Here is a 25,696-nt window from a genome sequence, read left to right on the forward strand (position 1 = left end):
TGTACCACAAAAATTAACTATTTAATTAGTTCTCAAAAGAGACCAGAGTGATGAAAGGATGGCCAAGCATTTTCATGAGTAAAAGCATTAACAGCTTTAGTAATCGCTTCATCAAGAACATTTGAAGGTGGATAGGCTTCAGAACGGAAAATCGCTTTGATTTTGGCCCACTACAACTCTATCGGAAATAAATCCGGCGAGTATGGAGGTAAGAATTTTACCTTGGCTCCGATAGATGCAATCAAAAAACTGCTGGCTTCACCATTATCAACAGGTAAATTATTCATAACTACAATTGCGCCAACCCATAACTGGGGCAGGATTCGCCAGCAGCCCAAAATTTTATATCCTAGTTCCAGTTCCCAAATTTATCTCTGGACTAAATCTAAAATCTCAAATCTAAAAATCTAGTGACAGTATCGTCACAAATCTACCGGCCCACCGTTCATCCCAACTTCACCAAAAGACGAGCGCTGCCTTGTCTGATTGTCCGGATGGATGTGGATCATGGTTGAAATGAGGGATTGTGGTTGAAAAACTGGGTTTTTTAGCCAAAATCCTGCGTTGAGCGTCAGGGATTTGGCTGGAAACATCAAGGTGAGGAGGCTAAAAAGCCCGTCCGGGACTGTGTTGGGAGGCACTTTTGATTGAATGCGACCTCCAGCGTGCACGGGCTTGCTTTGAAAGCCAGCTAAAAAATTTTGATTTCTGGGGAACTATTAGCAAAAATCAAAAGTCAGGTCAACTATAGTGTACTCAAAAGAAATCGCAGCTCAGTTCCAGCCCCATTGCGGGCGATCGAACTATCCGGCGATCGACAGTGCCAAGGGCCCGGTGCAAGTTCTCAATCTTGAGAGCATACTCAGATTAAAAATGGTCTCTGTGTATCTTCCGGCTATTGTTTTAATAATGACTAGCCACGCCGACGGTCATTATGGTAAACTCGCAAACGTTTAACGGGAATATTTTCGTGTTAGAGGAGGCAGTGGTGGAGTCGAGAGTCAAAAGCAGGAAACAACCGATATTTGCTGCTCAACGAATACAGGATTCTACTCGCGCTCCGAGGCTCGCTGCTGACAATTTAAATTACATGACAGCTTATAGCAGCCGGGTCAATTAGGGTCTCAACCGATGTCCGGTTTCATTTATTGAATCCCTTTGGAGGGAAAAGTGTATTGTAGAAAAATGATTGATCTTTTAGGAGGAGTGTAAATGACACAGGTAACTAATCCAACACAACCAGCAAGTTCACTACCTGGAGGTGGCGGTGGTTCAAACATTATCGGCATCCAGACCGCTAACAGGTTGAACGGCAGCTCCGGGGATGACATCATCCTGACTTTTGGGGCCCCAGATGTCATCGCCGGTGGCGCTGGCAACGACGTCATTTTGTCCGGTGGCCAAAATGACAGTGTCGGTGGCGGCGACGGCAACGATATCATCGCTTCTGGTTCGGGCAACGATGTGGTCGCTGGTGGCAGCGGCGACGATCGGATATTTGCCGGTAAAGGCGATGATCTCGTCGACGGTGGTGATGGCAATGACTTGGTTTCTGGCGACAGAGGCAACGACACCGTACTCGGCGGATCGGGCAGCGATACAGTCTACGGTGGCCAAGGCAACGATATTGTCGATGGCGGCGACGGCAACGACACTGTATACGGCGGTAAAGAAAACGATACTGTCAATGGTGGCGGTGGCAATGACTTTATCTCTGGCGACAGAGGCGCTGATGTCCTGACCGGCGGTGCTGGCAGCGATACGTTCTTCTTCTTCTCCAGCGGTGGCGATTATGGGCTAGACACGATCACTGACTTTGCCCCAGGTGAAGATAAGATCCGCTTGAAGCAGGGTGGTGTGTTCTCTGGTTTGGGCAGCAGCTTCGAGGCAAGCGAGTTTGTCGTCGTTTCTAATTTCAACGAAGGTACTCCAGGAACAGCCACGAGCAACAAGTTAGTCTACGACCCAACAAGCGGTAAGTTGTTCTTCAACGGCACCAGCGGCGTGCTAACTATTGCTCAGTTGCAGCCTGGCCTGACAATTACCTCGAACAACTTCGAGTTGTTCTAAAACAACTGGCTGTTGTGGGGCAGCACCGGATAAGATTCGGGGCTGTTCTCACAAAACCGGTAGTTTTAAAGGATTTCAACCTCACTCTGCCACAAGCGGGGTGAGGTTGAAATATTCAATGCAGGAACTGAAGCAGGGGCAGTTAAAAAAAATCGATCGACAGTTATTGATAAAATTAATTGATCGCCCGATCAGGCAAAATATAAATACAAAGTTTTTAAATTAGAATTTCTAGGTTTTACTGAAGCGGTAAAGAAACCGCAACTGCTGGCTAGCAATGAGCACTGAAGAATATATCCGGCAAGCGCAAATTTATTTGAACCGGGGTAAGTTAACTGAGGCGATCGATTGTTGCAAAAGGGCGATCGAACTTCAACCGTTTTCGCCCTCGGCTTACACGACTTTAGGCGAAATTCTCGAAGCTCAAGGCGATCCGACGGCGGCAAGAGACGCTTTTGTGCAAGCTTTGGAGATTTCGCCGCAGTTTTTTCTGGCTCATGCTTATTTGGGTCAACTTTACAGCGACTATTCGTGGCTGGATGAGGCGGTTTTTCACTACCGACAAGCTCTGGATTTGAAACCAGATTGGGCGGAAGTTCATTATAACTTGGGAAATATTTTTCACAAGCAGGGTAATTTGTTGGGGGCGATCGACTGTTACCGAAATGCGATCGCCAAAAAACCGGATTATCTGGATGCTTTCTACAATCTGGCTGTGGTTTTAGATGAAAATAGTCAGCTCGAAGCGGCAATGGATACCTACCGACAGGTGATTGCTCTGAAGCCGGATTACGTGGAAGCTTACAGCAATCTGGGTGTGATTTTGCTCAAGGACGATCGGGCTGCTGAGGCGATCGAGGTTTACCAGCGGGCGATGGAGATTAAGCCGGATTGGGCGACACTGCACAATAATTTGGGTCAAGCCTTGCTGGACAAAAGTCCGGAAAGGGCGATCGCATCTTACCTCACAGCTATTGAGTTGGAGCCGGACATGGTTTTGGCTCACTACAATTTGGGGAAAGCGTGGCAATTACAGGGGGAACATTCGGCGGCGGTTGCTTGTTTCGATCGCGCGATCGAGATCAATTCCGACTATATTTCGGGCTATACAGACGCCGGGTTTTCTTTGATGGTTTTGGGCAAAATTGCTGAAGCCATGCCTTATTTTGAGCGGGCAATAGCTCTGAAGCCTGATTTTGTTGAGGCTTACTGCCGCTTGGGAGACAGTCGCAGAGTTGCGGCGGTAGAAGATGATGAATTGTCAAGGGCGATCGCTGCGTGCGATCGATTTCTCACAGCACTAACTGGAAGGAACAGAGAAGACACCACACCAATTTTGACAGGGATACACGGATTAATTATCGAGCATGAGTCTGATGTTGAAAGAACAGGGAAGAAGTCCGAGGGAAGGCACGACACGGATTTTGACACGGATACACCGATAAATTCTCCACAACAGGGAAGAGGGAAGCAGGAAAAATTATCCATGCCCAATGCCCCATGCCCAATGCCCAATGCCCAATTACCAATTGCTGAAATTTGCGATAATTTAGCCGAAATTTACTTGCATTTGGGAAATGCTTTAACAGAGTACGGCGGACATGAATCTGCCGCCGCTTATTATCAAAAAGCTTTGCAAATTCAGCCACAGAATGCAGAGATTTACTGGCGGCTGGGAAATTCCTTAGCTCAGGAAAAGCGGTTCAGTGCAGCAATTGCAGTTTACCGCATGGCTTTGACGATTCAACCTGCTTTACCCCAGGTTTATTTTGAGTTGGCAAAACTGCTGGAAAAACAGGGGCGCTGGGAACGGGCGATTGATTATTATCAAAAGGTTTTAGATCTGCAAGTACACGGGTATGGGGAGCAGAAACAGTGGAAAAAAGAGAGTTTTATCTCGCCCGCTCACAATTCTCTAAAACCTCCTCACGGAATTTATTTATCGAGTTGGGATTGGCTGGTTAATGCTAATTTGGATGCTGATAATTATGTGGAATTATTTTGGAAATCTCCACAAAAAGCAAGTGCAGAAAATATTCCGAATTCCCAATTTGCGATCGCCAATTCCAAATTGGCAAATTCCGAGTGTGCCGGCTTAACTTGCGGGCTGTGTTTGCAGCGACTTTCTAAGTGGTTCGATCCTGTGCATTTGGGTTGGGGAGTTTGCCGTTTGTCCAACTCGCAACCGATACCTGTGGCGCAGCCAAAGACTTTTGTGGCCGCAATTCCCAACGGGCGAGTTTGGAGTGTTCCGCAGGAAAATTATTGGCTGATTTGCAAGGCGATAGCTGTAATTACTCCTGACAATTATTTGTTGGCTGATGTGTCGAGAGATTATCCGGGGTTTTTACCTGGATGCGAAAAGCATGATGTTAGAAAACACAGCGTGTTTAAGTTAGAATCCTTCCCGTCTCTCAAGCAAATTGACGGCAGGGTGGCCGTGCTTTCGGGTTTGTCGGGAAATGTCTATTTTCACTGGATGGTTGATGTTTTGCCGAGGATAGAATTGCTGCGGCACAGCGGTAGGGATTTGGCGGAAATTGATTGGTTTTTGGTGAATAGTTGTCAGCACCAATTTCAGCGGGAAAGTCTGAGAATTTTGGGCATTCCTGAAGAAAAAGTCTTGGAGAGCGATCGCTTGCCTCACATACAAGCAACCGAGTTGATTGTACCTTCTTTTGCGGGATATTTGGGCTGGCCTTCTGGGTGGGGGATGGATTTTTTGAGGCGGGAGTTTCTCAAGGGAATTCTACCTAGTTCGAGCTATCCAAAACGCATTTATATCAGCCGCAGCAAAGCAAGATATCGACGAGTTTTGAATGAGGAAGATGTGGTTGAGGTTTTGGAGAAGTTTGGCTTTGTTTCTATTTTACCTGAGTCCCTGTCTTTGGCAGAGCAAATTGCTCATTTTTACCACGCTGAGGTGATAGTGGCTGCCCACGGTAGTGGCTTGACAAATACAATTTTTTGTAGCCAGGGAACTAAAGTAATTGAGTTGGTGTCGCCTCACTATATCAGCCATTATTACTGGGGAATCAGTCAATATTTGCAGTTGGAACATTACTTTTTAACGGGCGAGGCTTTTGAATGCTATCCTATTAGACAGTTGATGTATCAGAATTCGCTGACTGAAGATATTTTAGTGAACTTGAGTTCGCTGAAAAAGATGGTTGAGGTGGTGGGTTTGGGTTAGTTGGTGTCTGGAGCAAGTTTAATTATGCCCTCGATTGAGAAGATGGAAAAGGCAGCGGTTGATTTGAGTCGGCAAGCAGAAGTTTATTTAGCCGAAGGAAAGTTGAATGAGGCAGTTGCTGCTTGCGAGTCAGCGTTGAAAATTGAACCGAATTTGGCGGCAGCTTGCCAGACGCTGGGAAAGGTGATGCAGGTTCGAGGTGAAATCGAGCAAGCTAAGCAGTGGTATGAAGCGGCAATTGATCGTAATCCAAATTTGCCGGAAGTTTATGCTAATCTCGGCATTTTGTATTCTCAGGGGAAACAGTGGGGAAAGGCGATCGCTAATTGTGAAAAAGCAATTTCGCTAGCACCGAATTTTGCTGCTGCTTATCGGCAGTTGGCGAGAGTTTGGACGCAGTTGGAGAAGCAAGAAGAGGCGGCAGACTGTTGGTATCAAGCTTTTAATATAGACCCGAATTGGGCAACTGCTGAGGAGCACGTAACTCTGGGAAATAGTTTGGTTGAATTGGGAAAGTTCGATCGCGCTATTGAGTGTTATTCGCGGGCAATTAAGTTAAACCCAACCCTGGCAAAAGCTTATCACAATTTGGGGGAAATGCTGATTGGCCAAAAGCGATGGGATGAGGCGATCGCCAATTACCGACAAGCTATTGCCATCAATCCAAATTCGTTTGAATCTTACCACAGTTTGGGTAAAACTTGGGCGGAGCGAGGAGAATTCGATCGGGCGATCGCCTGTTACAACAAAAGCCTCGAACTCAATCCCAACTACGCTCGTGCTTACGTGGGTTTAGGTAATGTTTTCGCGCAAAAACGCGACTTTGATGCAGCCATTAAATGTTACCGTCAGACTCTGGAAATTAATGATAATTCCTACTGGGCATACAATTGCTTAGGGGACGCTTTTGCTCAAAAACAAATGTGGCAGGAAGCTATTAGTTGCTACCGCAAAGCTATTGAAATAAATCCAAATATTCCTTGGTTTTATGTCAATTTGGGAATTGCCTTCACCTGCGAAAAATCCTGGGATGAAGCTGTGGCTGCTTTCCTGCACGCGGTTCAGATTGAGCCGAATTTGACGGGAATCAATCAGAGGTTGGGATATGTTTTGCGGAAGCGCAGCGAATCGGGTTTAGACAGCACAATCGCAACTTACTGTCAAGCTATTGAGGTACTTGCAAGCGGGAAAATTTACCAGAACTTGCTGGGAATTGAGTTAGATGGAGCGGAGTTTTATATAAATTTAGGAAATAGTTTAGCAAAACAGAAGCAGTTGGAAGGTGCGATCGTATTTTATAGCATGGCACTGCAAATTGAACCCAATGCTGCGGAAGTTGTCGCCCAACTGGATAAGGTGCGGGCGAAACAACAGGAGTTATACGCACAAATTGCCGCTTACCGCCACCAAATAGAAATCGAGCCGACCAATTCTAAGCCTTACAACGATTTAGGAAATATTTTACCGCAATTAGGGGAATTAGAAGAAGCAATTATTTGCCACCAAAAAGCGAGCGAATTGAGGGGTTGGCCTGAGTGTGCAGCGAAAGATTATCAATTTACCCAAGATTGGTTTACCCACAATATTCCTATTTGGCAACGGCATTTGCATGAATTTACCGGAATTCCGGAATTTCAAGTAGTGGAAATCGGCAGTTTTCAAGGAATGTCGGCTTGCTGGCTGCTGGATAATATTTTAACTCATCCGACGGCAAAGATTACTTGTATTGATTTGTATTTCCAAGAACATTTTAAGGGCAATATTGTTAAAACGGGAGCAGCAGAGCGGGTAATTGAATTAGAAGGTTACTCTCAAGAGTTGTTAATTAATTTGGCTTCGGAATATTACGAGGTTGCTTACATTGACGGCTGTCATAAACCCACCAGTGCTCTGCAAGATGCGATTTTATCTTGGAGGTTAGTGAAAGTTGGGGGGTTGATGATTTTTGATGATTACGAGTTTACGTTTCCCGACAGCCCGGAGCACGATACTAAAATTGGGATAGATGTTTTTTTGGAGATGTTTGGAAGCCAGTTAGAAGTTGTACATAAAGGCTATCAACTGATTGTCAAAAAAATTGGCAATCAAAGTTTGGGCGAAGAGCAAACTCTGTTGTCTCTGGGTTGGGAAAAGTTAGGGGATATTGCGGCCAATACGGGTTATTTGGATGAGGCGAGCGCCCGCTATCAAACAGCTATTAAAATTAAGTCGGGCAACTACTTAACTTACCACAAGTTGGGTAAAGCTCTGCAAGAGAAAGAACTGTTTGACGAAGCTCGGGCCGCTTACCAACGGGCGATCGAACTAAACCCTAATTTTAGTTGGGCTTACCACTTTTTGGGGGAAACTTTACAGGCGCTTGAGGAATACGACGAAGCCACTGCTGCTTACCGCAAAGCTATTGAGTTAAATCCCGATTTTTGTTGGACTTACAACAATTTAGGCGATGTGCTGATGGAGCTTTCTGAGTGGGAGGAAGCTGCTGTTGCTTACCGCAAGTTAGTTGAACTAAATCCCGATTTTTGTTGGTCTTACGAGAGATTAGGTAAGGCTTGGGTTGCACTGGAAAATTGGGAGGACGCGACGGAGGCTTACCGCAAAGCTATTGAATTAAATCCTGATGATTGTTGGTTGTACAATAGTTTGGGGGAAGTTCTGGAATTCCAAGAAAATTGGCCCGAAGCAGCAGTTGCTTTTGGTCGTGCTATTGAGCTAGAACATGAGCATAGTTGGCTGTACAAAAAGTTGGGTGATGCACTGCGGAATCAAGGGGAATTGGAAAGGGCGATCGCCATTTACGAAAAAGGTATCAATCTCGATCCAAAATCTTGTTGGTGTTACGAAGGATTGGGTTTGAGTTTAATTGCAAAACAGCAGTGGGAACCTGCAATCACTAATTTAGTTCAAGCCCTGCAAATTAAACCCGATTTGTTTGAAGCTTACGATAATATAGGTTATGCTCTGGAACAACAAGGAGAAGGCGATGAGAGCGATCGGGCAAAATGCAGTAATCAAAATTTACCCTTAAGTATTCTCGAAAAATACTGTGCGTTTACAGAAGATTTGACCGTTGCAGCAGAATCAAATCCTAACCTCACCTGCATTGACATCCATCCTGCGAGTCAAATCAATTTATCTGATTCCAAAACAATCGACAGCAGCCGCAGATTTTGGGAACATCAAAGTCATTCCAGAAAAGCTTTTGTTGCCGTCTTGCCAAACGGACGAGCTTGGGCAGATGTTGTGACTACCGCCGTGATTACTTCAGACAATAAACTTGTTGCTGATATTTCAATGGGTTGTGCGGAATTGGTAATCACTTCCGACAAATTGCCTCCCGCTGAACACGTCGATGGAAATGTAGCTTTTTTATCTGCTCGCTGGGGTGGAGCAGCTTATTTTCATTGGATGTTTGATGTGATTACGCGATTTGACCTTTTACAGCGGAGCGGATTTATAGAAACTATAGATAAGTTTGTTGTCAATGCCTCGGATTCTTCCTATCAAGCAGAAACTTTAGATACTTTAGGAATTTCTCAAGATAAACTTTTAGAAAGTCGCTGTAATTTACACATTACCGCCGATAAATTAATAGTTCCGTCAATATCTTATGACGGATCGGGGGCGGTTTCTAAATGGAAGTGTGAATATCTCAAACAGACATTTTTAAATGAACAACCGCCAATAAATACAGACTATTCAGAGCGCATTTATATCAGCCGACAACAAGCATCCTATCGGCGAATCGTCAATGATGAAGAGGTAATTAAATACTTAGAAAAATTAGGGTTCCGCAGTGTCAAGTTGGAAACGATGTCGATAGCGGAACAAGCATCGTGTTTGGCTGCTGCTAAAGTAGTTGTCGCACCCCACGGAGGGGGGCTGACAAATCTAGTTTTTTGCAGTCCGGGAACTAAGGTAATTGAGATTTTTTCTCCCCTTTACGTGCCGCATTGTTATTGGATGATTAGCAATTTGTGCGGTTTGGAACATTACTATTTAATTGGTGATTTGGTTGATGATGGAGCTCAGACCAAACCTTTACATAAAGATATGCAGTTGGATTTGAACTCGCTGGAAAAATTACTAGCTATGGCAGGAGTTTTGCATGGATAATGACTACCACAATTTGGGTAATTCTCTGCAAGAAATCGGTCGCTTTGATGAGGCTGTTGCTGCTTACAAAAAAGCTATTGAATTAAATCCAAATTTTTCTTGGTCTTATCACAGTTTGGGCGATGTTTTGCTGAAACTTGAAAAATGCGAGGAAGCTGTCGCTGCTTACAAAAAAGCGGTTGAGTTAAATCCCGATTTTTCATGGTCTTATCACAATTTGGGCGATGCTTTGCTGAAACTTCGGCAATGGGAAGAAGCTGCTGCTGCTTACCGCTGCGAGATTGCACTCAATTCGGATTTTGCTTGGTCTTTTTGCAATTTAGGTGACGCTTTAACTAAAATAAAGCAGTGGGATGAAGCTATCCCTATGTATTTAAAAGCTATTGAAATTGACGGAAATTTGCCGGGAATTTACGATAAGTTGGGATATGCTCTCGGACAAACAGAGTCGGATTTAAATTTAGTGTTAGAACAATCTCAATTGCAAATTACACCGGAAAATTGGGAGTTTTATTTGCAGTTAGGAAAGAATTTAGCCAAGTACGATCGCCCAAAAAGCGCAATTATTTTTTACAAATGGCTATTGACAAATAGGTCGAGTTGTGCAGAACGGTCAGCGGAATTAGAGGAGTTGTTGCAGCACCAAGAAAAGTGCGTAAGCGTTGCCCTCGAAGAGGAGCGCGCATTAGCCTCATCTCGCGCAACTGTCGCCCAAAAACCAGATGATTGCTGGTCTTATTACAATTTAGGTGCGGTTTTGAGCCACCAAAAATATTGGGAGGAAGCCGCGGCGGCCTTTTTCCAAGCAATAGAAATAAATCCCGATCTTCCTTGGTGGTTTTATTACAATTTGTGGGAAGTTTTTGTTAGGCAAAACAAGCTAGATGAAGTTGAGAACTTGTGCCGCGAAGTTGTTGCAGCTAAACCGGAGGCTTTTTGGCCTTATCTGAATTTGGGAGAAGCTTTGACGAGGCAAGGTAAAATTCCCGAGGCGATTGAGTTTTATCGAACTGTCAGTTTTAAACAAAGTTTTGCATCTATTATAAGTAATAGAACAGGCAAGATGCCTGTTCTACAAGCAGATACAGGCAAGATGCCTGTTCTACAAAATTGGAACTTAAAACCAGTCCAATTTCCTAACTTTATAATTATTGGTTCTCAGCGGTGCGGCACCACTTCTCTTTATACTTATTTAGCCCAACACCCGCAAATTTTGACTCCGATTAAAAAGGAGATGGATTTTTTCTCGTGGCACTTTGAGAGAGGGATTGATTGGTATTTGGCTCATTTTCCGCCAATGCCTCCGGGAGAGCAATTTTTGACTGGTGAAGCAAGTCCCAGCTATTTTGATTCTCGGGAAGCACCGGAACGTCTCTACAGCCTGTTTCCAGAGGCTAAACTGATTGTACTTTTGCGAAATCCGGTCGATCGGGCGATTTCTCAATTTTACCGCTTGACGGGCTTAAATTGGGAAGCGCGATCGCTCGATCGAGTAATTAGCGATGAAATTGAACGATTGAGTCAAAATCCAGAATACATCATAGGCGAGGAACCAGGAAATTATTTAGCTCGCGGTAGGTACATAGAATTTATAAAAAACTGGCGGGCTTTCTTTCCCCAAGAACAGTTGTTAATTTTGAAAAGCGAAGATTTTTATGCAGATGCGGCGACAACAGTCAAGCAAGTTTTAGAATTCTTAGATTTGCCAGAATATCAATTGTCTGACTACCAAAATGCTAATCCCGGTTCTTACCAGCCGGTCAATCAATCGGTTCGGGATTGGTTGAGGGATTATTTTCGACCTTACAATCAGCAGCTAGAGGAGTATTTGGGGACCAAGTTTGATTGGTAATTGGGCATTGGGCATTGGGCATTGGGCATTGGGCATGGTTAGCTGTTGACTGTTGACTGGAAAGCTGTTGAGTGTTGACTGGAAAGCTCACCACAGTCAACTGAGAACCGTCAACACTCACCAGCTAACTGAGAACCGTCAACTGACAACTGACTAAAAAAAACCCGCCTACCCTTGACAAGTCATACTCGTTATGAGTACGCTAAAGTAAGCAAAGGAATTGAACCCAAGTACCCAAGAATTTAAAATCATGCTGACGAACCAAGAAGGTCAAAGAGTACCCAAAGTCACCTTTCGCACTCGCAAAGACAATGAGTGGGTCGATGTCACCACGGATGATATATTTGCAGGTAAAACCGTAGTAGTCTTCTCGCTGCCGGGAGCTTTTACTCCCACTTGTTCGTCAACACACCTCCCCGGTTACAACGAATTGGCCAAAGTTTTCAAAGAAAACGGCGTAGATGATATCGTTTGTATTTCCGTCAACGACACCTTTGTGATGAACGAATGGGCAAAAAACCAAGAATCAGACAATCTGACGTTAATTCCCGACGGTAACGGCGAATTTACCCAAGGCATGGGAATGCTGGTAGACAAAACAGATTTAGGCTTTGGGAAGCGGTCTTGGCGTTATTCGATGCTGGTAAAAGATGGCGTGGTTGAAAAAATGTTTATTGAGCCACAGGAACCAGGAGACCCTTTCAAAGTGTCCGATGCCGACACCATGCTCAACTACATCAACTCCGCAGCAACCAAGCCGAAGCTAATTTCGCTGTTTACAAAAATGGGCTGTCCCTTCTGCGCTAAGGCTAAGGGAATGCTGAGTCAAAAGGGCTTGGATTATGAAGAAATCGTCTTGGGTCGGGAGATCACAACCAAATCGCTCCGGGCTATGACTGGGGCTACAACTGTGCCGCAAGTATTTATCGACGGCAAGTTGATCGGTGGTTCCGAAGCCCTAGAGTCTTATTTGGCAGTTGCTTAGTTAAACCAAAATACTTAGCCTGCAGGTGCCCAGTGCAAACCTTCGTTGTAGGGTGCGTACTGTGCGCCTTTGCCGTATTTAGCGGTATTTAGCCCGATCGAGCTTTCGCGTCCAAAGTTTGATCGGTCTATTGATCCATTCTCGTGCCACAATTACTGGGGAAGTAATATCAAAAACGCAAGAAATGGGAGTTACCTATCGTGGATTTGAGTTTAGTAGCGTCAAATATCTTAAATCCCCCAATATTAGCTTTTTTCATGGGAATGCTGGCAATTTTTCTCAAATCTGATTTAGAAATTCCAGCGCCCATCCCCAAACTGTTTTCGCTGTACCTGCTGTTTGCGATCGGATTTAAAGGCGGCGTCGAACTGTCCAGAAGCGGAATTGACCAGCAAGTCGCCCTGACAATTTTGGCAGCGATGCTGATGTCAATGCTAGTACCAATTTATACTTTTTTCATACTGAGAATCAAACTCGACTCCTACAATGCCGCCGCGATCGCAGCTACCTATGGTTCCATCAGCGCCGTCACATTTATCACCGCAACCTCCTTCCTCACAGCACAGGGGATCGACTTTGACGGTTACATGGTAGCCGCGCTAGCATTAATGGAATCCCCAGCAATTATAGTCGGTCTCATTCTAGTCAGTGTATTTGGCGGGGAAGAAGGAAAACGCGAAATAGTTTGGCCAGAAGTGCTACAAGAAGCATTCTTAAACAGTTCAGTTTTTCTGCTGATTGGCAGCCTAATTATGGGAATACTGACAGGAGAACATGGTTGGGAAGTTATGAGTCCGTTTACTCAAGACTTATTTTACGGAGTTTTGACTTTTTTCTTGCTAGACATGGGGCTGGTTGCTGCTAGCAGAATTAAAGATTTGCAAGAAGCAGGAATTTTTCTGATCGGCTTTGCAATCCTAATTCCGATAGTCAACGCAGTAATTGCTTTGCTAATAGCGAAATTAATCGGAATGCCACAGGGAGACACTTTGCTGTTTGCCGTATTGTGCGCGAGTGCTTCTTATATAGCAGTACCAGCAGCCATGCGCCTAACTGTTCCCGAAGCGAATCCAAGCCTTTACATTTCAACTGCCTTAGCAGTGACATTTCCCTTTAATATCATTGTAGGCATCCCCATGTATCTATACGGAATCAATATGTTTTGGAGGTGAGATGATGGAGTCAGTCAAAAGAGTAGAAATCATAGCCCACTCAGTGGAACTAGGCAAGATTTTAGACGGTTTAGACAAAGCTGGCGTACCCGGTTATTCGGTGATTCGTGATGTCGCTGGAAAAAGCACCAGGGATCACGTTTCTCGTGGTTCATCAATGACGGCACTGGATAACATTTATGTGCTTGCTTTTTGTTCACCAGCTCAAGTATCAGCAGTTGCAGAAAACATTAGACCAGTGCTCAATAAATTTGGTGGGTCGTGTTTTATTTCCGATGCGGTGGAATTGCTAATTACTAGGTGCGTCGGGTAGTCATTAGTCCTTAGTGATTGGTGATTATACCGCTTCCCAAAAGTAGAGCTGCATATAGATTGTACGCCATATGTGTAAGGACACGGCATTGCCGTGTCTTTGCGCGTATCTGCGACTTGAATCCTAGGCTTCGGGCCCGGACAGCCGCTGGTGAGAATGCCACTGCGTTTTTGCTTTGGCCTAAGTTTTTTCTAATTACTTTAGCGTGATTAAAAAAAGGCGATTTTGAAAATAATTTCTGTCTATTATAGCACTTTTACCAGTTTATAATCATCAGGCATCAGCCATTAGCCAGCGGTCATTTCAGGATTAATTGCGCTTCCCGGCGGCAGAATTCAGAATTATTAAGAGATAGAAAAGAATCAGTTGCCAAAATCCATTAGCGTGGTAAATTCTAAGCCACCACAGGCGATCGCCCGATCGACTAACGATATTTTCAATAGGAGTTTAAACATGGCTGCATTAAAAGTTGGCATCAACGGATTTGGTCGCATCGGACGGCTAGTCATGCGTGCCGGCATCAAAAACCCCAACATCGAATTTGTCGGCATTAACGACTTAGTTTCGCCAGAAAACCTGGCTTATCTTTTCAAATACGACTCCACCCACGGCATTTACGACGGCGAAGTTGAAAGCAAACCAGACGGGATTATCGTTGACGGACATTTTATCCCCTGTACAGCGATTAGAAATCCTGCCGAATTGCCCTGGGGTAAATCCGGCGCCGATTATGTTGTAGAATCTACCGGATTGTTTACAGATTTTGAAGGCGCATCCAAACACTTGACGGCAGGAGCAAAACGAGTAATACTTTCAGCACCGACAAAAGATCCGGAAAAAGTACCAACATATCTAGTAGGCGTCAACCACCACAAATTTGACCAGGCAAAAGATACTGTTGTTTCTAATGCTAGCTGTACGACGAATTGTTTAGCACCAATTGCCAAAGTTATCAACGATAACTTCGGTTTGGAAGAAGGTTTAATGACGACAGTTCACGCAATGACAGCCACTCAACCAACTGTAGACGGCCCAAGCCAAAAAGATTGGCGGGGAGGACGCGGTGCGGCTCAAAATATTATTCCATCTTCGACCGGTGCAGCGAAAGCTGTTACTTTGGTGTTGCCAGAATTGAAAGGAAAATTGACGGGAATGGCTTTGCGGGTGCCAACTCCCGACGTGTCTGTGGTTGACCTTACTTTCAAAACGGCGAAGGAAACTAGCTATAAAGAAATTTGCGAGGCCATGAAAAAAGCTTCGGAGGGGGAACTCAAAAACATTCTTGGATATACTGAGGATGCGGTGGTTTCGACAGATTTTCAGGGCGACGCGCGATCGAGCATTTTCGATGCAGGTGCGGGAATTGAACTGAATTCTAAGTTTTTCAAAGTCGTTTCTTGGTACGACAACGAGTGGGGTTATTCTAGCCGCGTGATTGACTTAATGCTGTCGATGGCCGAGAAAGACGGAATTTTGAATAATTGATTTTTTGTGAGGTGGCATTTTGCGCGGACTCGCTTGCCCACCCCACAAACAAATTCCTATGATTGTTTGTGGAACGGGCTCGCGTACCCGTTCCTGATAATGTTATCTAATGTGAGTTAAACTTTTTTTATTTTCGATTCGATCGCGCTCATGTCTGAATTACCACCGCTGAATAACGAAACTATTTGGGCTATCCTCAACGAAGAGATAGACGATGCTGCTGTCAACCGATTAGTTTGGCAGTATCTGGGCTACCGCTGCGATGCCGAGACTGGCAAGTGGAACAGTGCAGGTGTTGCACCCGAGTGGCGTCAAGAGTACCCGGAACCGCCCGATTTTATCGATTCTAGGCCGGCGACGGTGAAATTGACTCGATCGACTCCTCCAGAAAACAAGCAGTTGCTGAAGGAAAAATTGGGGTTTAAAGGCTATAAAATTGGGGAATTTGGGCCCCGACAGACTCGCAGGGCGACAATGGCTAATTGGCTGATGGGTTTTATGGAAGCTGGGGCGTAAAAGGAATTTTGGATGGCTGTGCGGTTGTGGCCACCGTTACAGTACAGAGATATTAGATTTTTTGGCAGGAAAACCAGCATTTCCCTCGCTACCCTAATGCTAGCAGGCGTTTGAGTCAATGCGATCGCTACACCAGCCACCACCCAACCCGCAACCCAACTCGCCCAAGCAACTGCCAAAAAATGCCTCGTCGTCATGGACTTCGACTACGGCACCACCAACAGTTATTACACTTCCTACAGGGGAGTCGGCGCTGCCAAAGGCATCAGCGAACTGCTAATCAACGAACTCGTCAACAATGGCACTTATACAGTAGTCGATCGTAGCAAACTCGAACAAGTGCTCAAACAGCAAAATCGCAGCGGCGCGATAGATGCCGGCACAGCAGCCGAAATTGGCAAACAATTAGGAGTTGACGCCGTACTCATCGGCACCATTACCAAGTTTAATATCGACAAACAATCCGGCGGCGGCAGTTTCATTGGAATCGGCGCCGGTTCACAAAAAACCAAAGCTACCGTTCAAATAGACGTGCGGTTAATCGGTACAGATTCGGGAGATATGATTGCCACTGCGAAAGCAGTAGGAGAAGCGGCTCAAAGCGCTTCTAATGTTTCCGTTAGGGGTATGGGCGGCAATTCCAGCAATAGCAATGAAGACTCACTTTTGAGCGAGGCCGTTGACAAAGCCGTATCCCAAATGGTGACTAAACTGGCAGAAGTCTCTAAGAAATTAGGTTAAAAATTTTTCAGCTCCTTGACCTGCAATTGTACCCGTTAATATTAGTTTTGTTTAGGAATCTGCATTTTCCTTTAGACTAAACTTTATCAATTTTGCTCAACCTACTCAAGCATTAACAGTTTAATTAGCATTGGGATTTGAGTCAGCATCAACGCATTTTCCCTTTTGAGTGGGGTTTAAGGCTAGGTTAGAGACTACTTTAGAAACGCCAGCTTGTTCTTGAATCCATCCGATTTCCCCCGGTTGCAGCTTGGCGCTTTCTACTTCAACTGTTGGCTTAACTGCCGGCGAAGGCGACGGAGTTGCCACAGCGGCAGATGGAGTCAGTGCGGGTTTTGAAACTGTAGAAAAATCTTTATTTGGCTCGGGTTTGGGAGAGTTCGATCGCACTATTTCAGGAATCGAACAAACTTTCAATTCCAGCCAATTGCCTTGAGGCGTAAGCTGTTTGTTTGTCACCTGTAAAACGCTGCCGGGTGGGACTGTTCCTTTGACAGTCAACTCACCCATTGCGACTCGCAAATCCAAGCGATCGCCCTCTTTTTCCACTTCCCCAGCCCCAGAACTTTTAATCTCTATAAACGAGCCGATTTCTAAAGATTTGACCGGAGAAGGTACAGATTCAACAGCTTTTTCTGGCGTGCTTCCAGGATTAATTAAACCGCGTTTCCCAAAAATCGACTCCCCGGCAGTATCGATCGCCCGACCCACCGGAGGGATGAAAAAATAAGCAAATACACCTCCCAAGCCTAATAAAAATAAAATTTTCAGCAGCAGCGAAAATGGGCTTTTGCTTTTTTCCGGCTGTAACAACTGCGTTTTTCCTTCAGAATTCCCACGGCCAAAGGTTGTGATACCGGTCAAATCCGTTGGCATATCCTCGCTGTCGGAAATTAGTTCGATCGGCGTATCTAAAGGTGGGACAGACAGTTCTGTCAAAGTATTGCCGTCTTCCCTCAAATGTGCTTGACAGTGAATTAAAGCAACAGTGACGTTATCGTGACCGTTTCTAGTATTAGCAATCTCAATCAGCCGATCGCGCGCCTTAGCCAAATTAATGCTACCGTCGAGAATTGGCAAAATCTCCGCTTCCCAACATTCCTCAACCCGGTCTTTATCACTCAAACCGTCGGAACACAGCAGCAAAACGCAGTCTTCATCCACCGGAAAACGCTGCACAGTCGGGTGCAAAGTGTTGGACGAAGTAATCCCCAAAGCTTGAATCAGAGCTCCGGCGGCCACTTGTTCCAAAGCATCCCGGTAGAGAGAGAAGCCCAAACGCACCTCGCGGCAAGCCACATTATCATCGAGAGTAACTTGATAGCAGCCGGTGCGGGTAATCCAGTAAGCGCGACTGTCTCCGACGTGGGCGACGTAGAGTTCGTGAATGTGGGCTAAACCCATAACTAGGGTAGTTCCCATCCGCTGGCGGCCTTGGCGGTGTTCGCTGTCGTTGCGACTGGCTATCTTGTCGTTAGCAGCACAAGCCGCCCGTTCCAGCTTGGAAGTCAGGCTCAACGGGTCCCAATTAGCCTGATGCAGGGGCATTTGCTGCAACTTGTCGCGCAGCACACCAATTGCTTCTTCCGAAGCGACTTCGCCGCCGTCTTGTCCGCCGATACCGTCGCAGACGATCGCGCAAGCTTCCGCACCCGGGTTTCCTGCGAACAGCGTACCGCTGGGCGGATAGCAAGCATCTTCGTTGTGAGCCCGGGATCTGCCTACATCCGTGCCCGTGGCAATTTCAACGTGACGATCGTACAATTTGCCGCACTTTGCCAGAGCTTTATCCAACTGGCTCATCAGTTGTTCGCCGTGGCGCACTTGACCAGCAACCATTTGCTGGCAAAGTTGCCTCAAAAAATTGGCAATAGCCGGGTGAGCATCTTCGAGCCACTGCTGCCACAATTTGCCCAACTGCGACAAATGAGGCGGTTTGCGATCGGGCTGCAATTCCAGAAACCGCACTAATTGCCCTTCCACCCGTAGCAGTTCCGGAGTCAGCAGCGTCGAAGCCACGCCCTGAGCGATACACGGCTGCCACAACTGGGCCATTTGCCACAGCCAATTGAGCTGGCGCATCGCTGCGGCGCCTTTCCAGGAATCCGCCAATTCCGGCATTAAAGATTCCGTCACCTTCAAAATAGGCCCGTTTTCCAGCAGCCAGATATCTCCCGAGAGCTTGCTCATCTTGGACGATACCAGGCCGTATACTTGAGGTACGTGCAACTGATAGGCAAACAGTCTCAGATAAGGAGTGACAACACTCGGAATCTCTTCGGGCAGTTCCGGCAAGTGTTCGGGTTGAGTATCGACAAGAAGTCGATCGCGCTTGACCAAGTAGCGACCAGCGATCAGATCGCCTGGCTTACACCCTTTGATCCCTTCACCTAAAGCCCATAAGTAGTGTTTTGCCACAGAGTTTTGCATAAGGGTTCCTGACGCCTTTGGGCAAGCGTGCTGATCTGAACTATTTTAGCGATTGAACCTCGACGGGTTGATACGTGGCGATTATTTGACACCCCCGCTTTCTCAACAGACGGAGATTCTTAAGACTTCGCAGTCCTAATATCCTGATTTTTCAGGTTCCCGGGCTCACCACGTTTCCACTGTTGTGTGCGTAGTGATATCTCCTGACAATGTTTTAGGCGTGACTTTCCCCCAGTCCAGGGGTAGGTTTTAATGTCTTGTACTGACACAAATAGTCTACCATTTTGTTAACCCACCGATGAATTTTGCTAGGAGCTTTCAGAGTTAGACGATCGCGCTATGCCCAAGTCCTCGGCTTGAAATCACGCTGTTTTCAGCATATTCCTGATAGTGGCCATTTCCGAAGAAATCGCAGCACTCAAGGGAATTGAAATTTTAGACTAACTATAATGGTATGATGCAGCTAGGTAGAAATCACCTGACCCGACAGGTATAAATAAATATCAATTCTCGGTTTTCTCGTCAAGGGTGTTCATTACCTCGTTCCCGAGTTTCGCAAGTAAAGTTAAATTTAACCTGACCCAAAGACGGATAAAAGCCCCCAGATTCATCTGTGGAATCCATCTAAAGTATAAAATCTACAATCTCACATCTCACATCTACTGACCGATGCAAGCCCCCGACAGTAGTCGTGGAGAGCAAAAAAAATTAGATATTAGTTCAAGCCCCCAGATTCATCTGTGGAATCAGTCTAAAATCTAAAATCTAAAATCTAAAATCGACTGACCGGCCTCTGCAAGCTGTTGAGTATTTAACCATGCCCCCACAGGAACCCAGCGCCTTTCCCAAGAAGTTGCCCGATCCGAAGCTACTGCCTGCAGTGGAAATAGACGAAATACTCACTAGCATTCAACATTCTCACAGTTTTTATTACAAAGTGATGAATCTTGAGGTTTGGGCGCTGGTGGAAACCTTGGATGGGCTGTTTCCCGGCGCTTGGGGTCAGTTTATGACCAACCGCCAGGTTGCAGTTAAACAGTTTTTGGAACGCGATCGCGTTCCACATTCTCCGGTTGATGCTGGGGAGGCGGGGGAGAAGTCCGATGACCGTCGGAAGAACGAAGAAGCCGGGAGTCAGGAGTCAGAAAGAAGCAGGAAGAAGCAGGAAGAAGAATAAAAGCAGATTTTCCCAATTCTCCCCATCTCCACCTTTCCTCGGTATCCAAGTCTAAATCCCCCTCAATCCCCAAAGCGAGAGACGAAACAGAACCCTCTTTTCCCCCCGTACTCCCCTGATTAAGAGCAGTAGGAGGGATCAAAACTCAGCTACAAGCGACATTTATTATGGGTTTCAATCTTAAGTTGACATAAATGCCGATCGCCCGATCACCCTTACAGGTGAACTTTGGAATCAACTTGAGGCAATCCCATGCTGTAGTTAACAGCGCGGCCGTTGAGGTTGTAGCTGATTTGGCCTTTTTGTAGGAGCGATCGTACCAAGTGTTCCAAGTCCGAACCGATACGGCGGAGGTTGTACTCGGTCAAATCTTGGCCCTCGTATGCGTCTACGAGTTGGTCGAATTTGGCCTGTACCTGTTTGACTGACTCGTCGTTCCAGTTAAGTTCGTTATCTGGGTCAATATCGAGCGTCAAAAGGTCATTGCTGGGTACGAGTTCGTTATCTTCGAGGATGGCGGTGTATATGCGAATATGGCGGGTTGTTGACTTGAGCTGCATGAGTTCTTATGTGTAAAGATTTTTTGCTGAGTTTATTGTAATGGCTGAGAGATGCGCGGGGAGGGCGGGCGATCGTCAATTTCTCGGAATCCCCAAATATTTTAGTTGTTCGGCAGTCCAATTTTTGTAATATTCAGTTTTCTCTAAAGAATCGGAAGCTGGCTTCAGCTTAGAATTTACTTGAACAGTGAAGCCCGGATAGGGCATCCTCCTAGTATGAAGCCCGTCAATATTAAAATCTTCTTCGGGATGGACGTGAAAAGCCAGCAAGCCCAACTCTGAAATCTGATTATTCAGTTTGTCTATCAATTCTTTAGTTTCTGGCGCAGTAATTGCTGTTTTTTCGGGATTAATTACTACCATTATTTCAAATTCCGAATTGTAAAATTCATCAATCGATTTCATTATGGCACAATCGCGATCGAACTCAGTCAGCGCTGAAAAAGGCTCGATTTTGAATAAAATTTGATTTGCCAAGCGTGCTTTTTTAGTGAAGGGACAAATCGGTAAATCGCTGAAAACTGGATGCGGGAACTCGACAAACTCGGTCATCCATCTGAGGGTCGATTCTATGATTTCTGTGTCTAATTCATTCATCGAAAATCTATGTATTTGACATTTCACACTAATCATACTCTATTTGTAGGCTCGGCCTTGCCAGCGGTTAAAACCACTACTACACAAACAAAGTCCGCCTACGCGGACTAAAGAATAAAGCAGGATTTGGTATGAGTTATTCAGTCCTCTTGAGAGGACTTGAGCTATGAGGCAGGGGTTGAAACCCCTGCCGGACTTCGGGAAACAGCGTTAAATTCACACCAATACATTGCCCACCTTGCTGTTTAATATTTGCGCTCGAATTCATTCGTGAATTGTCCCATCTGGCATAATTGCACCTGCGAGTTTTGCATTGTCCAGATTGGCTCCAACCAGTTTAGCTTCCTTCAGGTTAGTTTTCTCTAAGTTTGCATAGCTCAAATTTGCCCCACACAAGTTTGCAGAATGTAAGTCTGCTTCACTTAAGTTTGCAGAATGTAGGTTAACCCCAGAGAGATTAAACGCACTCAAGTTTTGCGCGCTCAGATTAACGCTCTGTAAGTTTACCCCAATCAAATTTACTCCAGTGAGGTTAGCACCATCCAAGTTAGCACCTACACAGTTTGCCCCACTCAAACTTGCTCCACTTAAGTTAATCCCAATCAACTTGGCATAACTTAGATTTGTGCCAGTCAAATTTACCCCACTCAAATTCATGCCACTAAGGTTAACTCCTTGAAGGTTTACCCCAGTCAAACTTACCCCTGTTAAGTTAACACCACTGAGGTTTGCACCACTAAGGTTGACTTTAGTTACCTTTGATTGGCTTAAATCGGCTCCTGTCAGGTTAGCACTACCTAGACTTGCCTGAGTTAAGTTAGCTCTACTGAGGTTTGCTGTAGTCAAGTTTGCCTTATCTAACTTTGCTTCACTTAAGTTGGCTTGACTCAAATTTGCGTGGATTAGTCTTGCATAATACAAGATTGCCTTAGTTAAGTTAGCCCCACTTAAGTTAGCTTCAATCAAATCAGCACTTTGCAAGTTGGTTGAGTTCAAATTTGCGCCTTGCAAGTTAGATCCAATCAAATTTACTTGAATCAACTTGGCATTTGCTAAATTGGCACTGCTCAGGTTTGCTTGACTTAGACTGACATTAGAGTCGAGAGTTTTGCCACTTAGATCCACTCCTGCTAGGTTAATCCCTGTAAAGTCGCGTTCTCCTTCTTCATACCGTTTCCAAAATTCATCAGCAGTAACAGCGGCTTCTTGACTTTTGTGACTAGAATGATCAGTTATTTTGTCAGCATCAGATTCTACAGTATCCGCATTTACAGGAGTAGCAGCCGGCTGTTCTACCGCTTCGCTAGATACTGGAATCGGTGTCTCCTCGATCGCCTCTTCGCGCAATAGCCTGTCCACCCGATCGCTAAACTGCCTCAAAACCTCAGCATCATCAACCTTCTCACTAACCTTGGAGCCTTTCTCAACCGCATTTTCAACATAATACTTGTCTACAAAACTTTGCAACCCAGCATTATATCCCTGTCCTACGGCCTGAAACCTCCATTCGCCATTCTTCTTATACAACCGTCCAAATTCTAAAGCCGTTTCTTGCGAAAATATCTGATTTAAATTGTACCGAACCAATTCGCTAAGAGTCTCCGAATTGTAAAGCCGGATAAAAGCATTTTCAACTTGACTAAAACTTTGATTTTTTTCCTGTCCGTCGTGCATAGTCACCACAAACACAATTTCCTGAATCGCCGAATTAATTTTACTCAAATCTAGATAAACCGTCTCATCATCTCCCTCAATTTGTCCATTCCGGCTGTCTCCTGAATGTCGCACCGCACCGTCCGGTGATGTCAGATTGTTGTAAAATACAAAATACTTTTCATCGGGAATGCGACCGTCCGCGGCTAACATAAAAACAGATGCGTCAATGTCGCAGTTTTGGGCTGTCTGGCTGACTTGCCACCCCAGGGCGATCGCAATTTTACTGAAATTAGGAGTTTCTTTAGAAAGATTGAATCTTTCACCCTTAGTTAATTCGATGCTCATGTGCGATAATTCCCTTACCTGAGAAATGGTATTAATTATCTTATCTATGTTAACCCGAGCGCAAATTGGATTTTATCTCGAAGACATCGAAACCCCAATTGGCAGAACCGTCAATTTAACTCTTACCGGACTCATTCTTTTATCTTCCGCCAGCTTCATCGCCGAAACTTACCCGCTTTCGGGGCCTGTTAGAATTAATTTCCAAACTCTCGATACTGTTCTTTTAATCGTTTTTGTAGTTGAGTATTTATTGCGGCTGTGGTGTGCAGAAAATCGAGTTAAATTTATTTTTAGTTTTTTTTCAATTATTGATTTGCTGGCAATATTACCATTTTTGCTGGGATTTGTCAACGTTAGTTTTATCCGAATTTTTCGCTGGTTTAGAATTCTCCGACTCATCCGTTTTCTGGAATTAAAAATTTCTATTTTCCGCATCAGCAGCGAAGATGGGGTTATTTTTGCTCGGATTTTGTTTACTTTGCTGGCAATAATTTTTGTTTATTCTGGTTTGATTTATCAAGTCGAACATCCGGCAAATCCCGAAGGTTTTGGGACTTTTTTGGATGCGGTTTATTTCTCGGTTGTCACGATGACGACGGTGGGATTTGGCGATGTTACTCCGATTTCGGAATCCGGTCGTTTTCTGACTATTTTGATGATTTTGACAGGAATTGCTCTGATTCCTTGGCAATTGGGGGATTTGATTAAACAATTAGTTAAAAGTGCTAATCACGGAGAAGCTGTTTGTAAAGGTTGCGGTTGGTCTGTACACGATGCTAATGCTAGATTTTGTAAAATGTGCGGCAGTCAATTAGATAATGGTTGACGGTTGACTGTTGACAGTTACAGCAGTTTTCAGTTGAGTGCAGTACAGATAATCGGTAGGGAGACGGCATTTCCGTGTCCTATACTTCATAAATCAGGAATACACTGTAACTTCTTCCCTCTAGCTGACATCCGTTACATTCGTTACATCCGTTACAGAATCCGTTGCCGAACTTCCTTCTTCCTGAGATCCGTTAAATCCGTTACATCCGTTACAGAATCCGTTGCCGAACTTCCCTCTTCCTTCTTTAAGCTAAGGGTAACAAAATTTCAAATTCAGTGCCTCTGCCTAACTCGGATCGCATTCTGAATGCACCGCCGTGTTTGCCCGTCACTATTTGATAGCTAACTGCTAAACTGGTTTCTTTGAGGGCGCGTTTTTCCGTAGAGAATGATTCTATGATTTTTTTGTACTTGCTAGGGGACATTCCTGGCCCGTTATCTGCTATGCAAATCGAAACCCAGCGAAGATGAAGTTTGTCTAAATCCGGCGCAGGTTCGGGACAGCAGACTTGAGTTGTGATTTCAATTTTAGGCTGGCGATCGGCGTCTCTGAGTCCTCCACCTTTGAACTCTTTCGCCAATTCTTGACCGACTGCTTCATTAATTAATGTATGAATAGCATTGGTCAAGATATTCATAAATACTTGGTTTAGTTGCCCTGCATAGCAGGGCACTGGCGGCAGGTAGCCGTAGTTTTTCACTACTTTAATTTCCCGGGTCAAACGACTTTTGAGCAGCAAAAGTATGCTATCTATGTTGGCGTGCAAGTCGGTCGGTTTGGGATAAATATCGTCGATGTGGCAGAAGTTTTGCAAACTGGTTGCCAACTTGCTCAAACGTTCTGCTCCCGATTTGATACTGGCAACAGTTCGGAGGAAATCGTTTTGCAAAAAGTCATAGTCGATCTCTTCCTTGAGCCTTGCTATTTCCGGCGGGGGCTCAGTACAGTATGCGTCGTAAACTGAGAGCAACTCCATCAAGTTTTTGCTGTAGTCGCTTACGTAGGTTAAATTCCCCCAGATAAAGCCTACCGGATCTAAAATTTCGTGGGCTACTCCGTTGACTAAACGCCCCAAACTAGCCATTTTTTCGCTTTGAATCATTTGAGTTTGGGCTCTTTCGTAGCGGACTTGAGTTTCTATGCCACGAATTTGCCAGTACGCGATGTTTAGTGCGTTAGGGTCTAAGAGTCGGTAAGATTGGGAGTCTATTTGGACGACGATTGGTTCTGACTGCAATTCGGGCGATCGACGCAGAGCTTGTGGAGCGGCTGCCAAAATGGTTGTACTCTCTGGAACCAATAATATTTCGAGGCGAGCGTAACTGTAGAGAACTTTTAGCGGTAGGTGCAAAAATAGCTCGGGGCCTTGGGGTTTGAGCAAATATTCCAGCAGTTGCCTGCGAGATATCATGCCAGCAAACTCTCCTGCTTCCATCAACACGACTCCCGGCACTAGGGGATGCTGTTCAAACATTTCGGCAACTGCCACAGCCAAGCAGCTCGATTTAACCTGAAAGTCATACAGGGGCAAATCCCAGAGCGTAGACTCTAGGGAAAGGTCTTGATGGCTGCCTTCGGAGACTGAAGGGCCAATGAGTTTGGAACTGAATTTATTTGCCACTGGAACTTTTAGTTGCCGAAACGCTGGGAAAGTGAATT

Annotated in this window: 20 protein-coding genes; 14 read left to right on the plus strand and 6 right to left on the minus strand. The window is 45.2% G+C overall.

The genetic code is table 11. The annotated features are described in order from the left end of the window. Positions 1 to 156 precede the first annotated feature (156 nt). Complete coding sequence (locus tag D0A34_22550) at positions 157 to 411, plus strand: hypothetical protein (GenBank protein ID UNU21251.1); 255 nt, start codon at positions 157 to 159, stop codon at positions 409 to 411. Between the two features lie 11 nt (positions 412 to 422). Here the strand turns inward: D0A34_22550 and D0A34_22555 are convergent, their stop codons facing one another. Further along, on the minus strand, positions 423 to 671 hold the full coding sequence (locus tag D0A34_22555) for a hypothetical protein (protein UNU21252.1): 249 nt from the start codon (positions 669 to 671) through the stop codon (positions 423 to 425). A 263-nt stretch (positions 672 to 934) separates the two neighbouring features. Between D0A34_22555 and D0A34_22560 the strand changes: the two genes are divergently transcribed. The 11 genes from D0A34_22560 to D0A34_22610 all read left to right on the plus strand — a co-directional run bounded on the left by D0A34_22560 (position 935) and on the right by D0A34_22610 (position 16,443). Further along, positions 935 to 1,120, plus strand: coding sequence for a hypothetical protein (locus D0A34_22560; protein ID UNU21253.1), 186 nt, complete (start codon positions 935 to 937; stop codon positions 1,118 to 1,120). 92 nt (positions 1,121 to 1,212) lie between these two features. Beyond that, entirely contained in the window at positions 1,213 to 2,070 is an 858-nt protein-coding gene (locus D0A34_22565; GenBank protein UNU21254.1) for a calcium-binding protein, read from the plus strand. A 277-nt stretch (positions 2,071 to 2,347) separates the two neighbouring features. Then, on the plus strand, positions 2,348 to 5,263 hold the full coding sequence (locus D0A34_22570) for a tetratricopeptide repeat protein (GenBank protein ID UNU21255.1): 2,916 nt from the start codon (positions 2,348 to 2,350) through the stop codon (positions 5,261 to 5,263). Between the two features lie 24 nt (positions 5,264 to 5,287). Further along, a complete protein-coding gene (locus D0A34_22575; GenBank protein UNU21256.1) occupies positions 5,288 to 9,379 on the plus strand; it encodes a tetratricopeptide repeat protein in 4,092 nt (1,363 codons plus the stop codon). Next, a complete protein-coding gene (locus D0A34_22580) occupies positions 9,372 to 11,231 on the plus strand; it encodes a tetratricopeptide repeat protein (protein UNU21257.1) in 1,860 nt (619 codons plus the stop codon). Before D0A34_22575 ends, D0A34_22580 begins: the two co-directional genes overlap by 8 nt. Before the next feature lie 250 nt (positions 11,232 to 11,481). Continuing rightward, positions 11,482 to 12,216 (plus strand): glutathione peroxidase, encoded by a 735-nt coding sequence (locus D0A34_22585; GenBank protein ID UNU21258.1) that lies wholly within the window; start codon positions 11,482 to 11,484, stop codon positions 12,214 to 12,216. A gap of 200 nt (positions 12,217 to 12,416) precedes the next feature. Continuing rightward, on the plus strand, positions 12,417 to 13,388 hold the full coding sequence (locus D0A34_22590; protein UNU21259.1) for a sodium-dependent bicarbonate transport family permease: 972 nt from the start codon (positions 12,417 to 12,419) through the stop codon (positions 13,386 to 13,388). A 4-nt stretch (positions 13,389 to 13,392) separates the two neighbouring features. Beyond that, positions 13,393 to 13,701 (plus strand): P-II family nitrogen regulator, encoded by a 309-nt coding sequence (locus D0A34_22595; GenBank protein UNU22420.1) that lies wholly within the window; start codon positions 13,393 to 13,395, stop codon positions 13,699 to 13,701. Between the two features lie 453 nt (positions 13,702 to 14,154). Continuing rightward, positions 14,155 to 15,186, plus strand: a complete 1,032-nt coding sequence (gene gap, locus D0A34_22600; protein ID UNU21260.1) for a type I glyceraldehyde-3-phosphate dehydrogenase — start codon at positions 14,155 to 14,157, stop codon at positions 15,184 to 15,186. Between the two features lie 150 nt (positions 15,187 to 15,336). After that, the gene (locus D0A34_22605) at positions 15,337 to 15,702 is read left to right on the plus strand and encodes a DUF1823 family protein (GenBank protein UNU21261.1); all 366 of its coding nucleotides are present in this window, start codon (positions 15,337 to 15,339) and stop codon (positions 15,700 to 15,702) included. Between the two features lie 195 nt (positions 15,703 to 15,897). Beyond that, the gene (locus tag D0A34_22610; GenBank protein UNU21262.1) at positions 15,898 to 16,443 is read left to right on the plus strand and encodes a penicillin-binding protein activator LpoB; all 546 of its coding nucleotides are present in this window, start codon (positions 15,898 to 15,900) and stop codon (positions 16,441 to 16,443) included. A 120-nt stretch (positions 16,444 to 16,563) separates the two neighbouring features. Here D0A34_22610 and D0A34_22615 read toward each other — a convergent pair whose 3' ends face one another. Then, positions 16,564 to 18,873, minus strand: coding sequence for a serine/threonine protein phosphatase (locus tag D0A34_22615; GenBank protein UNU21263.1), 2,310 nt, complete (start codon positions 18,871 to 18,873; stop codon positions 16,564 to 16,566). 817 nt (positions 18,874 to 19,690) lie between these two features. Here D0A34_22615 and D0A34_22620 point away from each other — a divergent pair. Beyond that, the gene (locus D0A34_22620; GenBank protein ID UNU21264.1) at positions 19,691 to 20,050 is read left to right on the plus strand and encodes a hypothetical protein; all 360 of its coding nucleotides are present in this window, start codon (positions 19,691 to 19,693) and stop codon (positions 20,048 to 20,050) included. Positions 20,051 to 20,265: 215 nt separating this feature from the next. On the opposite strand, the gene D0A34_22625 is transcribed toward D0A34_22620, so the two are convergent. The 3 genes from D0A34_22625 to D0A34_22635 all read right to left on the minus strand — a co-directional run bounded on the left by D0A34_22625 (position 20,266) and on the right by D0A34_22635 (position 23,208). Further along, positions 20,266 to 20,610, minus strand: a complete 345-nt coding sequence (locus D0A34_22625; protein ID UNU21265.1) for an NAD(P)H-quinone oxidoreductase subunit M — start codon at positions 20,608 to 20,610, stop codon at positions 20,266 to 20,268. A 75-nt stretch (positions 20,611 to 20,685) separates the two neighbouring features. Beyond that, entirely contained in the window at positions 20,686 to 21,207 is a 522-nt protein-coding gene (locus D0A34_22630; GenBank protein ID UNU21266.1) for a hypothetical protein, read from the minus strand. A 264-nt stretch (positions 21,208 to 21,471) separates the two neighbouring features. Next, positions 21,472 to 23,208, minus strand: coding sequence for a stress protein (locus tag D0A34_22635; protein UNU21267.1), 1,737 nt, complete (start codon positions 23,206 to 23,208; stop codon positions 21,472 to 21,474). A 46-nt stretch (positions 23,209 to 23,254) separates the two neighbouring features. On the opposite strand from D0A34_22635, the gene D0A34_22640 reads away from it, so the two are divergent. Continuing rightward, positions 23,255 to 24,034 carry an ion transporter gene (locus D0A34_22640; GenBank protein ID UNU21268.1) on the plus strand — a complete coding sequence of 260 codons (780 nt, stop codon included), beginning with the start codon at positions 23,255 to 23,257 and terminating at the stop codon, positions 24,032 to 24,034. Between the two features lie 247 nt (positions 24,035 to 24,281). Here the strand turns inward: D0A34_22640 and D0A34_22645 are convergent, their stop codons facing one another. Continuing rightward, positions 24,282 to 25,658: a sensor histidine kinase gene (locus tag D0A34_22645; GenBank protein UNU21269.1), complete on the minus strand. Its 1,377-nt coding sequence runs from the start codon at positions 25,656 to 25,658 to the stop codon at positions 24,282 to 24,284. Between the last annotated feature and the right edge of the window lie 38 nt (positions 25,659 to 25,696).

It is taken from the genome of Microcoleus vaginatus PCC 9802, from assembly GCA_022701275.1.
In the GTDB taxonomy this organism is placed as follows: domain Bacteria; phylum Cyanobacteriota; class Cyanobacteriia; order Cyanobacteriales; family Microcoleaceae; genus Microcoleus; species Microcoleus vaginatus_A.

Excerpts from the sequence above, each read along its gene's own strand:
- D0A34_22560 (UNU21253.1), top strand. The coding sequence starts at position 935 with ATGGTAAACTCGCAAACGTTTAACGGGAATATTTTCGTGTTAGAGGAG.
- D0A34_22565 (UNU21254.1), top strand. The coding sequence starts at position 1,213 with ATGACACAGGTAACTAATCCAACACAACCAGCAAGTTCACTACCTGGA.
- D0A34_22570 (UNU21255.1), top strand. The coding sequence starts at position 2,348 with ATGAGCACTGAAGAATATATCCGGCAAGCGCAAATTTATTTGAACCGG.
- D0A34_22575 (UNU21256.1), top strand. The coding sequence starts at position 5,288 with ATGCCCTCGATTGAGAAGATGGAAAAGGCAGCGGTTGATTTGAGTCGG.
- D0A34_22580 (UNU21257.1), top strand. The coding sequence starts at position 9,372 with ATGGATAATGACTACCACAATTTGGGTAATTCTCTGCAAGAAATCGGT.
- D0A34_22585 (UNU21258.1), top strand. The coding sequence starts at position 11,482 with ATGCTGACGAACCAAGAAGGTCAAAGAGTACCCAAAGTCACCTTTCGC.
- D0A34_22595 (UNU22420.1), top strand. The coding sequence starts at position 13,393 with ATGGAGTCAGTCAAAAGAGTAGAAATCATAGCCCACTCAGTGGAACTA.
- gap (UNU21260.1), top strand. The coding sequence starts at position 14,155 with ATGGCTGCATTAAAAGTTGGCATCAACGGATTTGGTCGCATCGGACGG.
- D0A34_22605 (UNU21261.1), top strand. The coding sequence starts at position 15,337 with ATGTCTGAATTACCACCGCTGAATAACGAAACTATTTGGGCTATCCTC.
- D0A34_22610 (UNU21262.1), top strand. The coding sequence starts at position 15,898 with ATGGACTTCGACTACGGCACCACCAACAGTTATTACACTTCCTACAGG.
- D0A34_22615 (UNU21263.1), bottom strand. The coding sequence starts at position 18,873 with ATGCAAAACTCTGTGGCAAAACACTACTTATGGGCTTTAGGTGAAGGG.
- D0A34_22620 (UNU21264.1), top strand. The coding sequence starts at position 19,691 with ATGCCCCCACAGGAACCCAGCGCCTTTCCCAAGAAGTTGCCCGATCCG.
- D0A34_22625 (UNU21265.1), bottom strand. The coding sequence starts at position 20,610 with ATGCAGCTCAAGTCAACAACCCGCCATATTCGCATATACACCGCCATC.
- D0A34_22630 (UNU21266.1), bottom strand. The coding sequence starts at position 21,207 with ATGAATGAATTAGACACAGAAATCATAGAATCGACCCTCAGATGGATG.
- D0A34_22635 (UNU21267.1), bottom strand. The coding sequence starts at position 23,208 with ATGAGCATCGAATTAACTAAGGGTGAAAGATTCAATCTTTCTAAAGAA.
- D0A34_22640 (UNU21268.1), top strand. The coding sequence starts at position 23,255 with ATGTTAACCCGAGCGCAAATTGGATTTTATCTCGAAGACATCGAAACC.